Annotated in this window: 16 protein-coding genes; 7 read left to right on the top strand and 9 right to left on the bottom strand. The window is 68.7% G+C overall.

Annotation, left to right across the window (positions count from 1 at the left end):
* Positions 1–21: 21 nt before the first annotated feature.
* From KY5_RS16410 to KY5_RS16400, 3 genes are read right to left on the bottom strand one after another with little or no spacing between them, the layout of a single operon-like run.
* Complete coding sequence (locus KY5_RS16410) at positions 22–1,293, bottom strand: coproporphyrinogen-III oxidase family protein (protein WP_159072533.1); 1,272 nt, start codon at positions 1,291–1,293, stop codon at positions 22–24.
* Positions 1,290–2,216 carry a SagB/ThcOx family dehydrogenase gene (locus tag KY5_RS16405; RefSeq protein WP_098242950.1) on the bottom strand — a complete coding sequence of 309 codons (927 nt, stop codon included), beginning with the start codon at positions 2,214–2,216 and terminating at the stop codon, positions 1,290–1,292. The genes KY5_RS16410 and KY5_RS16405 overlap by 4 nt, the downstream gene beginning before the upstream one ends.
* The gene (locus tag KY5_RS16400; protein ID WP_098242949.1) at positions 2,213–2,845 is read right to left on the bottom strand and encodes a VOC family protein; all 633 of its coding nucleotides are present in this window, start codon (positions 2,843–2,845) and stop codon (positions 2,213–2,215) included. The genes KY5_RS16405 and KY5_RS16400 overlap by 4 nt, the downstream gene beginning before the upstream one ends.
* 523 nt (positions 2,846–3,368) lie before the next feature.
* On the opposite strand from KY5_RS16400, the gene KY5_RS16395 reads away from it, so the two are divergent.
* Positions 3,369–4,268 carry an ABC transporter ATP-binding protein gene (locus KY5_RS16395; RefSeq protein ID WP_234362747.1) on the top strand — a complete coding sequence of 300 codons (900 nt, stop codon included), beginning with the start codon at positions 3,369–3,371 and terminating at the stop codon, positions 4,266–4,268.
* A gap of 1 nt (position 4,269) precedes the next feature.
* A complete protein-coding gene (locus KY5_RS16390) occupies positions 4,270–5,010 on the top strand; it encodes an ABC transporter permease (RefSeq protein ID WP_098242947.1) in 741 nt (246 codons plus the stop codon).
* A gap of 135 nt (positions 5,011–5,145) precedes the next feature.
* Here the strand turns inward: KY5_RS16390 and KY5_RS42525 are convergent, their stop codons facing one another.
* Complete coding sequence (locus tag KY5_RS42525) at positions 5,146–5,421, bottom strand: hypothetical protein (RefSeq protein WP_098242946.1); 276 nt, start codon at positions 5,419–5,421, stop codon at positions 5,146–5,148.
* Positions 5,422–5,526: 105 nt separating this feature from the next.
* Between KY5_RS42525 and KY5_RS16380 the strand changes: the two genes are divergently transcribed.
* Positions 5,527–6,525 (top strand): transposase, encoded by a 999-nt coding sequence (locus KY5_RS16380; RefSeq protein WP_234362746.1) that lies wholly within the window; start codon positions 5,527–5,529, stop codon positions 6,523–6,525.
* Between the two features lie 47 nt (positions 6,526–6,572).
* Here KY5_RS16380 and KY5_RS16375 read toward each other — a convergent pair whose 3' ends face one another.
* The 4 genes from KY5_RS16375 to KY5_RS16360 form a co-directional block, all read right to left on the bottom strand.
* Positions 6,573–7,229 carry an HD domain-containing protein gene (locus KY5_RS16375; protein WP_098242945.1) on the bottom strand — a complete coding sequence of 219 codons (657 nt, stop codon included), beginning with the start codon at positions 7,227–7,229 and terminating at the stop codon, positions 6,573–6,575.
* A 231-nt stretch (positions 7,230–7,460) separates the two neighbouring features.
* On the bottom strand, positions 7,461–8,078 hold the full coding sequence (locus KY5_RS16370) for a DUF5753 domain-containing protein (protein ID WP_098242944.1): 618 nt from the start codon (positions 8,076–8,078) through the stop codon (positions 7,461–7,463).
* A gap of 40 nt (positions 8,079–8,118) precedes the next feature.
* A complete protein-coding gene (locus KY5_RS16365; protein ID WP_418952784.1) occupies positions 8,119–8,325 on the bottom strand; it encodes a DUF397 domain-containing protein in 207 nt (68 codons plus the stop codon).
* The gene (locus KY5_RS16360; protein WP_098242942.1) at positions 8,315–9,166 is read right to left on the bottom strand and encodes a helix-turn-helix domain-containing protein; all 852 of its coding nucleotides are present in this window, start codon (positions 9,164–9,166) and stop codon (positions 8,315–8,317) included. Before KY5_RS16360 ends, KY5_RS16365 begins: the two co-directional genes overlap by 11 nt.
* 115 nt (positions 9,167–9,281) lie before the next feature.
* Between KY5_RS16360 and KY5_RS16355 the strand changes: the two genes are divergently transcribed.
* Genes KY5_RS16355 through KY5_RS16345 form a run of 3 tightly spaced genes read left to right on the top strand, consistent with a single transcriptional unit; the run spans position 9,282 to position 10,745 of the window.
* A complete protein-coding gene (locus KY5_RS16355; protein WP_098242941.1) occupies positions 9,282–9,656 on the top strand; it encodes an ATP-binding protein in 375 nt (124 codons plus the stop codon).
* Complete coding sequence (locus KY5_RS16350) at positions 9,657–10,001, top strand: hypothetical protein (RefSeq protein WP_098242940.1); 345 nt, start codon at positions 9,657–9,659, stop codon at positions 9,999–10,001.
* A 42-nt stretch (positions 10,002–10,043) separates the two neighbouring features.
* Entirely contained in the window at positions 10,044–10,745 is a 702-nt protein-coding gene (locus tag KY5_RS16345) for an aspartate/glutamate racemase family protein (protein ID WP_098242939.1), read from the top strand.
* A gap of 105 nt (positions 10,746–10,850) precedes the next feature.
* Here the strand turns inward: KY5_RS16345 and KY5_RS16340 are convergent, their stop codons facing one another.
* A complete protein-coding gene (locus KY5_RS16340; RefSeq protein WP_098242938.1) occupies positions 10,851–11,789 on the bottom strand; it encodes an RNA polymerase sigma factor SigF in 939 nt (312 codons plus the stop codon).
* Between the two features lie 249 nt (positions 11,790–12,038).
* Between KY5_RS16340 and KY5_RS16335 the strand changes: the two genes are divergently transcribed.
* The gene (locus tag KY5_RS16335) at positions 12,039–12,407 is read left to right on the top strand and encodes an STAS domain-containing protein (RefSeq protein ID WP_098242937.1); all 369 of its coding nucleotides are present in this window, start codon (positions 12,039–12,041) and stop codon (positions 12,405–12,407) included.
* Positions 12,408–12,678: the final 271 nt, after the last annotated feature.

Below are 12,678 nucleotides of genomic sequence, written 5' to 3'. Positions count from 1 at the left end.
GGACTTCTCCTCCCGGTCGGGTCAGCCCATGAGTGCGGCGGCAGTCACGGACAGATCGGTGCGCCCCTGCCGGGGCGCGTTCAGGTACTGCAGTTCGATGAAGGCGTCGGCGACGTCGTCGGGAGGCAGCCGCAGCCCTTCCTCGTCGCGCTCCACGGTGGTGACGGAGGCGAAGAAGTCGAGGAGGGTGCGGCAGGCGCGCTGGTCCATCACCTCGTCGAAGGGGCGCCCGGTGCGCTCCTGCCACCAGTCGCGGCGCGCGCCCTCGTACGTCGTCAGGGACTGGTAGAGCAGGCGCGGCGCGATGGCGGCCGAGGCCAGCTCGTAGTCCTCCTCGAAGGCGAGCGGGTCGCGGTTGTAGTCGAGGAGGCGGCCCCGGGCGTGCGAGAGGTAGCGGCCTTCGAGCACCGAGGTGGCGCCGGAGCCGAACCCGGCCCAGTCGGAGCGGAGCTGGAAGTAGGTCAGGTCGCTGTGGCAGAGGTGGTCGGGGGAGCCGAAGTGGCTCATCGCGTACTCCGGGAAGCCCGCGTCGACGAGCAGCTCGGCCCCCGCGGCGTAGCCCCGCTTCTGCTCGTCGCGGTCGATGTGCCGGTTGCCCCTGCCCAGTTGGCGGCGCATCACCGTGCCGTGCGCGGGCCGGTAGGGGTACAGCGCGACGTGGGTGAGCGGCAGGTCGAGCGCGGTGCGCACGGCGTCGTACGTCTCGGCGGGCGGCTGCCCGGGGAAGCCGCAGATCAGGTCGATGCTGATGTCCTCGAACCCGGCGTCGGCCGCCTCCTGGACGATGCGCCGTGCCTGGTCCGCGTCGTGGCTGCGGCCCAGGGTGCGCAGCCGCCGGTCGTCGAAGGACTGCACGCCGCTGCTCAGCCGGGTGAAGCCGACCTCGCGGAACGCCGCGAGCTTGTCGGGGTCGAGGGTCTCGGGGCTGCACTCGATCGTCGCCTCGCGCAGTCCGGCACGCGGGTCGCCGAGCAGCGGGAACGCCTCGTGCAGGGCCGCGCTCACCTTCGCGATCTCTTCGAGGGAGAGGATGGACGCGGTGCCGCCGCCCCAGTAGATGATGGTCGGCCGGTAGCCCGCGGCGCCCAACGCGGCGCCGCGCTCGGTGAGTTCGTGGCAGAGCGCGTCGATGTAGCGAAGCCGCGGCTGGTCGGTCTCCTTGAGCAGCAGCTCGGCGGTCGGCACCTCCGTGACCCAGTCGCAGAAGTGGCACTTGGAGCGGCAGAACGGGATGTGCAGGTAGACGAGGAGGTCCCGGCCGGCGCCGGTCCCTCCGGCGGGGGCGCCCGTCACTCCAGCCTCCCCAGGACCACCGAGTGCACGGCCGCCCGCAGCACCCCGTCGATGCCGAGCGCCGCGTGCAGCTCGTCGTCGACGAAGCTGGCGCAGTCGGTCGAGCCGAGGCCGAGCGAGGTCACCGCGAGGTGCATGTTCTGCGCGATGGCGCCGGACTCGTGCAGCACGAAGCGCAGGCCCCTCGGCCCGTACTTGCGCATGCTCCGCCAGGGGCTCGCGACCATGACCACCAGCGCCGCGGCGGTGTCGAAGGCGATCGCGGTGCCCGGCGTGGTGAAGGCGTCGAGCACCCGGTCGACGCCCGCCCTGCCGTCCTCCTTGACCAGGACGTCGCGGACCGGCTGGTAGCGGTAGACGCCCACGTCGAGTCCGCTCACGTCGAGCGCGACGACGTGCAGGGCGACCGGGAACAGGCCGCCCCCGCTGGGCGCCGTACGGAAGCGGAACGTCTCGTGGCCGCCGCGCAGGAGCTCCACGTCGGCCTCCGCCGTGAGCCCGTCGGCGAGCCGCAGGACGGTGGCGAGTTCGGCGGCGGCGATGGGGTCCCCGCTGTAGCGGCGTACGCTGCGGCGGCGCATCAGGGCCTCACCGAGCTCCATCGTGGCCGCGACGGACGCGGGCAGCTCGGTCCGCTGGTGGGTGGCGACCGGGTCGTCGTCGAGCTGGGCGAGCGTGGTGACCATGGAGTCGCCGAAGTAGTCGGCGGCGGACAGGACGCCCTCGCGGTCGTGGGCCCGCAGTCGGCTGGCCGTCAGGAACTCCTCGGCCACGCGGCTGCCGGTCGCGGCGGCGGGTTCGGCGCCCAGGTTGTCGAAGCGGAGCTGGTGCGTGCGCACGCCCACCGACCGTGCCTCGGGCGCCAGTACGCGGTAGGCGTTGATGCCGAGGCTGAACTCGGTGAGACCGGAATCCTCGTTCATGGGGTGGGCCCTCCTGACCGGTGCCGCTCGCCCGTCTCGCCCGCAGAGCCCGTCTCGCCCGCGGCGGCCGTCTCGCCCGCCGCGTCGAACATCTGGGTGCTGGCGGGCACCCGCCGGGCGAGCGCGATCGACTGGTCCTTCAACTGCTCCTCGCTGACCGGGTTCGCGTACGCGCCGAGGGCGAACGTCGCGTGCGCCCACTCGCTGAGCTCGACGATCCCCAGGCGGTTGCCCTCGGCGTCGTGCAGGCTCGCGCCCCGCCCCATGGAGTCGCCCGCCTCACCCCGGTAGAAGGGGCTGTCCCGGAATTGATCACGGAATTCGTCACGGATCTTCTGGGGCAGCGGAAGGTCATAGGGTCCGGCCACGACGGTGCCGCCCGCCGCTTTCCAGGACGCCAGTGCCGCGTCCATGTCCTCGACGGCGAACATCACGGTCGGGCCCTCGCCGGGGAAATTCCGCTTATTGACGGTGAGCAGTATGCCGTCGCTCGAAACGGGTGCGTGGAAAGAAATCTGCTCGGGCGAGAGCGAGCGGGCGAGCCGGAGCCCGAGAAACCCCTCGTAGAAATCGATTCCGGCGTCGACGTCGTCGACAGGAACATTGATGATGACAGGTTTGGGAATCATCTCTCTCTTCTTCCTGCGGCGCCGTGCCGCCCCTGGAGGTGCCGGGCCGCGCGCGCCCGGCACCCCTTCTGCTTACGCCAGCGGGCGCACTACGGCTCCGCAGGACGTGGACGTACAACCTGCGCAGCAGGAGGACGCCCCGGGCACCACGACGCCGAAGGCGGCGCCGTCGGCCGCCGACACGAGGCCCGGCTGGAGGGCCGAACTGCGGTGCTCGACTACGATCACGCTCTCGATCTTCAAGTGAATTCACCTCCCGGATCACTTATCGATGAAGCGCGGAACGTGAATGGTGAATGTCCCGCACAAGTGCCCAAGTATCAGAAGGCCGGAACTCGCCTGTCAACGCGGAATTCACCAGGCCGCGTCATCGATAACCGGTGACAAATGTCATTGCTGAACGATTGCGACCCCTTTCCCCAAAACGATCTACTGCTACTCTGGCGCGGCTCGATGGCGTCGGAATCAGGCGAGGGGCTAGGGGCGAGGGGCGAGGATGACGGCGGCGGAGATTCTGGTGCGCGTGCGTGATGTCGATGTCGTCCGGCGGCGCGGCGGCGCCCGGATACGGGCCCTTTCCGGGGTCGGCCTCGACGTGCGGCGCGGTGAGCGGGTGGCGCTGCTCGGCGCCAACGGCGCGGGCAAGACGACGCTGACCCACGTCATGCTGGGTCTGCTGCGGCCGAGCGCGGGCACCGTCGAGGTGCTCGGCGGCCCGCCGGAACCCGCGCTCGCGGCGGGCGAACTCGGCGCGATGCTCCAGGAGTCGGGCCTGATGCGCAATGTCCGCGTAGGCGAACTGATCACCCTCATCACCGAGTTGTACGGGCGCCGCACCAGCGAAGAGGTCCTGGCCGAGTGCGGACTCGGCGAGTTGAGCCGACGACAGGTGACGCAGCTGTCGGGAGGCGAGCGGCAGCGCCTGCGCCTCGGCCTCGCCCTTGCGGGACTGCCCCGGCTGCTCTTCCTGGACGAGCCCACCGTCGCCCTCGACGTGGCGGCGCGCGCCCGCTTCTGGGAGATCCTCAACGAGCGCGCCAGGGGCGGCGCGACGGTGCTCTTCACCACCCACTACCTGCACGAGGCCGAGCAGTTCGCCGACCGCGTCGTGGTGCTCAGGGCGGGCCGGATCGTCGCCGACGGCACGGTCGACGAGCTGCGCTCGGCCTTCACCGAGAGCCGCGTCTCCTTCCGTACGGACGAGCCGCTGCCCGACAGCATGCTGCGCGGCCTGCCCGGCGTGCGGACGACCGAGGAACGCGACGACGGCACCCGCGTCCTCACCACCACCGACAGCGACGCGACGCTCGCCGCGCTCTACGCCAAGGTCGGCGGCGCCGCCGGGACCGTGCCGCGCGGCCTCACCCTCACCACGGCATCCCTGGAGGACGCCGTCGCCACCCTCCTCCAGGAGGACCACTGACATGCTGCGCTACGCGAAACTGGACACCCTCTGCCTCATCCGCAGCGGCTACTTCCTGACCTTCTCGGTGCTCTTCTCCGCGGGCTTCTACCTGATGTTCACCGTGGTGGCGTCCGACGCCATCTCGGACAGCCCGGACTTCGCCCGCGACTACATGCTCTCCATGTCGGTGTCGGGCGCGTTCTTCGGCGCGCTCAACGCGGCGGGCATCCGCCTCGGCGCGGAGCGCGGCGAGGGCTGGGCCCGCCAGATCCTGCTGACCCCGCTCTCGGGCCGCGCCTACCTGGGCGCCAAGGCCCTCACCGCCTGGCTGGCCACCCTGCCCGCGACCCTGGTGGTCTTCGCGCTTGGCGCACTGGTCAACGACGTGTCGATGCCCGCGACCGACTGGCTCGCCGCGCTCGCCGTGATCTGGGCCGCCAGCGCGGTCTTCGTGGTGGCGGGCCTGGCCGTGGGCCTCGTCGCGGTGGGCGAGGCCGCGCAGTTCACCTGCCTCGGCGTCTTCTTCCCCCTGGCACTCCTGGGCGGCCTGTGGTTCCCCCTGGACGACTTCCCCACGACTTTGCGCCAGGCAGCCGACTACCTCCCGACCCGCTCCCTGGACCAACTGGCCACGCTGGTCACCCCGGGCGACACGGACACACCCTGGCTGCGCCCGCTTCTGGTGCTGGTGTGCTGGGGGGTGGCCCTGGGAGGGGTGGTTCTTGCGCGGTCACGGGCGGCGGTGTTGGCGCGGGTGTGAGGGGCGGGTGTGAGGGGCGGGTCACCAAGTCGCCCTGGACCGCAGGATGCCTTCCGGACGATCGAGCCAGAGGTGCTCACCGGCCTCGTCGTACGTGAGCCCGAACCGCCGGTAGTCCGGCCGCCCGGCAAGGCACTACGCGCTGTACGCCCCGACCAGCTCGGCCCAGAGGTCCCGCTCTCCGTAGACGGTCACCGCTCGGTCGCGCCACCATTCGCCGTAATCGACGATCGCGACCGACGTTCCTCCCTCGTCCCAGAGCTGCACCTGCCTCTCCGCGCCTTCTCCACGATGAGTCAGGGACACGTCCGGCAGATACAGCCCCAGCGCGAAGTCCTGAGCCCAGCCACGCCCCAGGACTTCTTCAGGGTCGATGGGCGAGGCAACCTTCCGGCTGTCGACCGGGGGCACGAGCTGATTCTTGGGGCGATGGCTCCGAACCCACATGTAACAGGCCCCGCCGACGAACCGACCTGACGCGACCCCTCCACGCACCCGCAGCTTCGTACGGCTGCCGTGGAGATCACCCTGTCGTACGGAGCGGTCGCCACCCAGCCCTCCAGGCCGGCCTATGCCGAGGGCGCGCGACTGGGCGCTCCCGCCGCGATCCAGGTCGCCGACCGGTTCCACCTGTGGCAGGGCATCGGCCGAGCCGTGGAAACATGTGTCGCCGCCCACCGCGAGTGCCTGAACGGACTCACAGCGCCAACACGAACGGACGCTGAGGCGTCGCCCAATGACTCGGTGTGCGGCGGACCGGACCTTGATGGCCGGCGGGCGCAGCGCAAGAAGGCCGCGCACGCCTTGGTCCACGAGCTGCTCGCCCAGGGCCACTCCCGCCTGGCGATCGCCCGGCATCTGGGCTGGGGACTCAACACCGTGCTGCGCTACGCACGTGCCGCCGCCTGGCAGGACACCCTCCGGGAGAACCGACCCCGGCCCAGCCGCCTGGACCCCTACAAGCCCTATCTGGAGCGCCGGTTCGCCGCAGGCTGCACGAGCGTCACTCGCCTGCATCGCGAACTGACCGCCGAGAACGCCCCCGTCACCTATCAGATGGTCCGCGCCTACATTGCCACCCTGCGCGCCGCACCGCCGCAGGCGCCGCCCCCGCCACCGACCGTGAGGCGGGTCACCGGCTGGCTCACCCGCCACCCCTCAACCCTGAAGGAGGACGAGCGCGCCGCGTTGAAGGACGTCCTGGCTCGCTGTCCTGAACTGGATATCGCGGCCGAACATGTCCGCGGTTTCGGTGAGATCCTGGCTCACCGGCTGGGTCCCACGCTCCCCGCATGGATCGAGGCCGTCGATGCCAGCCAGCTGCCCGGCCTCACGAACTTCGCCCTCCACCTGCTCCGAGACCTCGATGCGGTGACCGCCGGTCTCACCTTGCACTGGAGCTCCGGCGGCACGGAAGGCGCCGTGAACGCCGTGAACCGCATCAAGAAGATCAAAAGGCAGCTCTACGGACGAGCCGGATTCGAACTACTCCGCAAGATGATCCTGCTTCAGTGACCGCCGTGACACGTTTCTCCAGGGCAGAGCAGCCGACGCGGCACCCGTCACCCCTGGGGCGTGGCCCGTCGCGACCAGCCGCGCGTCTCACCCTCGTCGATAAGACGTCGCCCAGCCCTCCACAGGGAGGCGGATGCCTCACCGATCACTGCCTTGCGGGCCCGGACATCGTCAGCGGTGACGCCCGGAGTACGCCACGTACCACCGCGCGCCATCCAGTTGAGAAGGAGTGGCTGCAGCCGGTCCATCGCCTTGGCGAATTTGGCTTCGGGAGTGCGACGTTCCTCGAATTCGTCCCACAGAAGCCGCACGCGCCGAGCCTGATCCGCCGGAAGCAAGCTGAAGAGCTTGTCGGCAGCCGCTACTTCCCGGTCGTGCTGATCGCTCCCCGCGGCACTGTCGTACAGAGGGGTGTCACCGGCGTAGATCTCCACCAGATCGTGCAGGAGGACGAGCTGAATGGTGTGACCTACGTCGATGGGTTCGTCGGAGTGTTCGGCGAGGATCACCACCATCATCGCCAGGTGCCAGGAGTGCTCCGCGTCGTTCTCACGGCGGTCCGTCGCAGCAAGGGGAGACTGACGGAGGATGGTCTTGAGCTGGTCGATCTCGACGAGAAAGGTGAGTTGGGCATGCAGGCGATCATCGAGGTCGTCGGGGAATGGTGTCTTCTCGGCAAGTAAACCGCGGCGCTCATCACTCATGGGCTTATCGTGGCATGCACGGTCCGGCTCGCAGGGCGAATCATGGTCCACAACCCCCAGACGAACACCGCTTCAGGCGACGACCGGCTTGGGTGACCCTCCGCGACCACTCCCCAAGATCTGTGCCAGAGCCCATTTCTCACCATCCAAGAGCACGGAGGGCCTCCTTCAATATGTGCGCCGAGGCTTCCGGTGAAGCGGGTCCGTTCCTCGCGCGCCTTGGGTAGACGATCAGGAAAGGAACTGGCGACCCCATGAGGCCAGTCGTTCTCGTGCCTTCTCCCCGAACAGGGCGTACTCCTCGTACCCGTCGAACTCGTTCAGATATGCGGCGACATCGCGGCGGTCCCGGAACACCATGACTCCGGTAGAAGACTCCACTGTTGCAATCTGATCGTCATAGACCGTGAACGTGTTCAAGGGAGCGACGGGCATGTGGCCGCTCAGCGGGATCACTCCGAGACGCACGCTCGGTAGGAGGCTGGCAGCCGCCAGCCGCTCCAACTGCACCGCCATGGCGGGGGACGGGAGATAGGGCCACCTGACGGCCTGCTCGGTCAGAATGAAGGTGAACCGCTTCGACGTGTCACGGAGGACGGCTTGTCGCTCCAGCTTCTTCGCTATGGCCTCGCGGTGGTCGCCGGGAAAACGGGAAAGGCTTGCGGCGACGTACTCGGGGGTCGCTAACAAGCCCGTGACCATGGACGGCAGTAGGTACCGGAACTCGGTGGACCTTCGCTCGAACTCGGCGAGCTCGTTCTGCTTCTGTTGCAGACCGACCTGAAGCTGGGACCAGGTGTCCTGCCACTCGTTGGCGCCTGCCGCCTCGGTACGCTCGTCGCGCGTCATACGGGCCCCCTCCTGCCCTGTGGTGTGCTGAATGTGCCCGTCAGAGCGGCAGTTCACCCGTTGCGACGGCGCCGATGAACGGGGCCCACGCGGTCGCGGGGAACACGACGGCGGGCCCTTCCGTGACCTTGGAGTCCCGGACGGGGACGACACCGGGGAGGCCGTCGGCGACTTCGAGGCAGAGGCCGCCGGAGCCGTTGCTGTAGCTGCTCTTGCGCCAGACGGTGATGTTCAAGTCAGCGTCCACACTTGCCACTTCCGTACTCCTCAGCTGCTCTCTCGATCATCCTCAGCGACTCCTTGGGCGGCATTGCCGCGGCTTTGAGGCGACCGTACGCGCTCGTGTACTGCCCCACGAGTTCCGGTTCGTCGATGATCTGCCCGCTGTACATGCCCTCCGTGTACATGATCGGCGGGGCATCAGTGAAGGTCATGAGCCAGGTCGTGCCCATCATGAAGGGGTGCGCTCCGGCATTCCACGGAAGGATCTGTGGAATGAAACGACGGCGCTCGGCGACGGCGAGGATATGGGCGAGCTGCTCCGCCATCTCGTCCTCCCCGATGATCGGTTGCCGAAGGATCGACTCGTGCAGCACGATCCAGCACTCGGGCCCCTTCGCGTCTTCGAAGAGCCACGCTCGCTCGCGTCTCGCCTCGACTTTGGCTTTGATCGATTCCTCGGAATCGTGGGGGAGACTGGCGTGGATAACCGCGCGAATGTACGGCTCCAGCTGAAGTGGCCCGGGGATCAGGGTTGGGTTCCACTCCTCAATCTCCTTCGCTCGCGCTTCCAGATCCACGATGTGGGCGAAGTACTCGGCGTGCTTGCTCCTCCGGGCCTTGTGCACATCCGCGCACCGCCGCTCGAAGAACCCGTCAGTCTTCAGGAAATGGTCCACGTGCCGGGCCAGTTCGATGGGCATACGCCGCTGGCCGCGTTCGATCTCACTGAGATACGACGCCCCGAAGTAACTGCCCTCCACCGTCTCCTGAAGCGTGCGCCCCGCCGCCTCCCGCTTCCAGCGCAGCTCCTTGCCGTAGAAGGCGGGGACGCTCGCCGAGCCGTCGATGTCCTTGCGTGCCGCCACAGTTGACCGCCTTCCACACCTCGCACTGTGGAACCCAAACCCCTGTCACGCTACGCCGCCCCCACGCCACTGTGTGACCAATCCATCACAGAGCGCACGGAAGGCGTACCCCGCCATGAGAGACCCCGAGATCGAGTTCGCCCTCCTCGCCGTCCCCAAAGCGGTCCCCGAACTCCGCCGCACCCTGAGCGAATGGCACCCGCACGGCCCCCACCCCGACGTACAGCTCTGCGTCAGCGAGCTGCTCAGCAACGTGATCCGCCACCTCGGCGAGGGAACCCCCGTCACCGTCCGCCTCACCCGCGCCCCCGGCCGGATCCGCGTCGCCGTCACCGATCCCGATCCCCGCGCCTGGCCCCTGCTCCGCAGCGCGGGCAGCGACGACGAGACCGGTCGCGGACTCGCCCTGCTCGACGCCGTCTCGCTCCGCTGGGGCGTGGAACAAGGGCCCGACAGCAAGACCGTCTGGTGCGAGCTGGGGGAGGGGTAGGTGCTGCGCCGCCTCCTCGCCCGGCTCCTGCCCGGCACGGGCACCCGTCGCGCTCCCGTCGCGGAAGCGGAAGCGGAAGCCCAAGCGGAAACGGTGGCGGTAGCGGAGGAGTCCCCGCTACGCCCCGGCCCGAGCGCCCCGACCCGCCTCCCGCGCAGCCCGTACGCACGTGACGCCGCCGAGGGTCGTCCGGTCGACGTGAGCGGTGCTCCTCTCGCCCGCCCCTACTACCGCGCCGCCGAACGCCGCCTTCTCCAGGCGGAGCGACGGCTGGCGCTGGCCCTCGCCCTGGAAGGCGTGGACTACGGCCCGGCGGTCATCCACGGCATGACGCTGCCCGCCTGACGTGCCCGCCTGACGTGACCACCCGGATGCGACCCTGGCCCCATGAAGACCATCGGCCTCATCGGCGGCATGAGCTGGGAGTCCAGCGCGGAGTACTACCGGCTGCTCAACGAACTCGTGCGGGAGCGTCTCGGCGGGCTGCACTCGGCGCGGGTCGTGTTGTACTCCCTGGACTTCGCCGAGATCGAGCGGCTCCAGGTCGCGGGGGAGTGGGAGCGGGCCGGGGAGGTGCTTGCCGTCGCGGGCAAGGGAGTTGAGGCGGCCGGGGCCGATCTCGTGCTCATCTGCACCAACACCATGCACAAGGTGGCCGACCAGGTGCGCGACGCGCTCTCCGTGCCGCTGCTGCACCTCGGGGACGCCACCGCCGCCGCTGTCCTGCGCGCGGGCGTACGACGTGTGGGGCTGCTCGGGACCGCGTTCACCATGGAGCAGGACTTCTACCGCGAGCGGCTCGCCGGGCACGGGCTCGACGTGGTCGTCCCCGACGAGGCAGGGCGCGCCCTCGTGCACCGGGTGATCTACGAGGAGTTGTGCCTCGGAGTGGTCAGAGAGGCGTCGCGGGCCGCGTATCAAGAGGTCATCGCGGACCTCGTGGAGCGGCAGGGTGCCGAGGGCGTGATCCTCGGGTGTACCGAGATCGAGCTGCTCATCGGAGCCGAGGACAGCCCGGTCCCGGTGTTCCCCACCACCCGGCTGCACGCCGAGGCCGCCGTCGAAGCGGCACTCGCCGAGGAGGTGTGAAGGTTCCGCGAACGGTCAGGAGATGGGTGTGGGGCCCGTCCGTTCTGACCGGAAGAGTCAGTGGACGGGCCCCACGGGAACCCTCACAAATGGCGTGACGCCGCGTCACTCCTCGACCGTCAGCCCCTTGCGGAGCTTGACGAGCGTGCGCGAGAGCAGGCGGGAGACGTGCATCTGGGAGATGCCGAGCTCGTCGCCTATCTCCGACTGCGTCATGTTCGCGACGAAGCGCAGGGCGAGGATCTTCCGGTCGCGCTGCGGCAGTTCGGCGATCAGGGGCTTCAACGACTCGACGTACTCGATGCCTTCGAGTCCGTGGTCCTCGTAGCCGATGCGATCCGCGAGCGCGCCCTCGGAGTCGTCCTCCTCCGGCTGCGCGTCCAGGGAGCTCGCCGTGTAGGCGTTGGACGCGGCCATCCCCTCGACGACCTCGTCGTTGGAGATGCCCAGGCGCTCGGCGAGCTCGCCCACCGTGGGGGCGCGATCAAACTGCTGGGCGAGTTCGTCGCCCGCCTTGGCGAGGTCCAGACGGAGTTCCTGCAACCGGCGCGGTACCCGGACCGACCAGCTGGTGTCGCGGAAGAATCGCTTGATCTCGCCGACGATCGTCGGCATCGCGAAGGTGGGGAACTCGACGCCGCGGCTGAGCTCGAAGCGGTCGATCGCCTTGATCAGGCCGATGGTGCCGACCTGGATGATGTCCTCCATCGGCTCGCTGCGGGAGCGGAACCGGGAGGCGGCGAACTTCACCAGGGCGAGGTTGAGTTCGACGAGGGTGTTGCGGACGTACGCGTATTCGTGAGTGCCTTCCTCGAGCGATTCGAGGCGCTCGAAGAGGGTCTTGGACAGGGCCCGCGCATCCAGCGGCCCCACCTCGTCGTACGGCGGGATCTCGGGAAGGTCTTGGAGCCCTTCGAGGGCTTCGGGGGCCGTCGTGCTGGGCGTGGCCTCCGTGGCAGGACCCGGGATCTCGGTTGCGGAGCGGGTAGGCGGGAGTGTCGACGTCGCTTGGTCAGTGCGCGATTCGTCGAGCCGGGGTGACATGGTGTCCTCCATCGTTCTCGGCATATGGCTGCCGATGCCAGTACGTGCACTGCGGTGTGCGGCGCCTCCAAAGCCGTCGTGTCGATTGCTGTCTCTTCTACCCCTACCCGCTTCGGCAACTCGGTCGCAAGTGCGTTCCGTGGCGAAATGTCCGAATTCTGGGGGATGTTCGGGTACCCCGGACCGTACGGAAGGCGTAATGTTCAGGGGCGTCATCAACAGCCACGACGGTCGGAAGAGAGTGACGGCATGGACCGCGGGACGGTCGGCAGCGCACACAGGGGCCGGCTTCTGGTCGAAGTGCGGAAGGCGGGCACGAGTGCCGTGGTGACCCCTGCGGGTGAGTTGGATCACCACACGGCCGATCTGTTGCGCGAACCACTCGAAAACTGCCTGGCAGACGGCTACGCACGCCTCGTCGTCGACTGCTCACGTCTTGAGTTCTGCGATTCCACGGGACTCAATGTGCTGCTCGGTGCCCGGCTCAAGGCCGAGGCCGCGGGGGGCGGAGTCCATCTGGCCGGGATGCTGCCGGTGGTGGCCCGGGTCTTCGAGATCACCGGTGCGGAGGCCGTCTTCACCGTTCACGAGACGCTCGAATCGGCCCTGGCCGACTGAGTTCATGAAGGTCGAACGCGAAAGTTACGCGTCAGTTGTCTCTGTGTGATCAAGGCGTTACCAGCGTCACATGGTCCATACCGAATAAGTGGGTGTTCTCACGGTTCGGCCGGGCAGGAGAGACCTGGATCCGCCAACAGACAGACATCAACAGCCAGAGACGGCGAGCAGCCGATGCCCAGCAAGTGCCCCTCGACGCGTCCTCCGACGTGTCGCCCGATGTGTCCCCCGATGTGTACAGAGTCCTCAGTTTCCTTGTCGGTGAGGTGAA

The sequence above is a fragment of the Streptomyces formicae genome (genome assembly GCF_002556545.1).
In the GTDB taxonomy this organism is placed as follows: domain Bacteria; phylum Actinomycetota; class Actinomycetes; order Streptomycetales; family Streptomycetaceae; genus Streptomyces; species Streptomyces formicae_A.
Note: the sequence above shows the minus strand (reverse complement) of the source record. Positions and strands in the feature narration are given on the sequence as shown.

Bases quoted from the DNA above. Each gene is read 5' to 3' on its own strand.
- KY5_RS16335 (WP_098242937.1), top strand. From the start codon at position 12,039: ATGGACCGCGGGACGGTCGGCAGCGCACACAGGGGCCGGCTTCTGGTC.
- KY5_RS16345 (WP_098242939.1), top strand. From the start codon at position 10,044: ATGAAGACCATCGGCCTCATCGGCGGCATGAGCTGGGAGTCCAGCGCG.
- KY5_RS16375 (WP_098242945.1), bottom strand. From the start codon at position 7,229: ATGAGTGATGAGCGCCGCGGTTTACTTGCCGAGAAGACACCATTCCCC.
- KY5_RS16405 (WP_098242950.1), bottom strand. From the start codon at position 2,216: ATGAACGAGGATTCCGGTCTCACCGAGTTCAGCCTCGGCATCAACGCC.
- KY5_RS16400 (WP_098242949.1), bottom strand. From the start codon at position 2,845: ATGATTCCCAAACCTGTCATCATCAATGTTCCTGTCGACGACGTCGAC.
- KY5_RS16370 (WP_098242944.1), bottom strand. From the start codon at position 8,078: ATGACGCGCGACGAGCGTACCGAGGCGGCAGGCGCCAACGAGTGGCAG.
- KY5_RS16355 (WP_098242941.1), top strand. From the start codon at position 9,282: ATGAGAGACCCCGAGATCGAGTTCGCCCTCCTCGCCGTCCCCAAAGCG.
- KY5_RS16340 (WP_098242938.1), bottom strand. From the start codon at position 11,789: ATGTCACCCCGGCTCGACGAATCGCGCACTGACCAAGCGACGTCGACA.
- KY5_RS16390 (WP_098242947.1), top strand. From the start codon at position 4,270: ATGCTGCGCTACGCGAAACTGGACACCCTCTGCCTCATCCGCAGCGGC.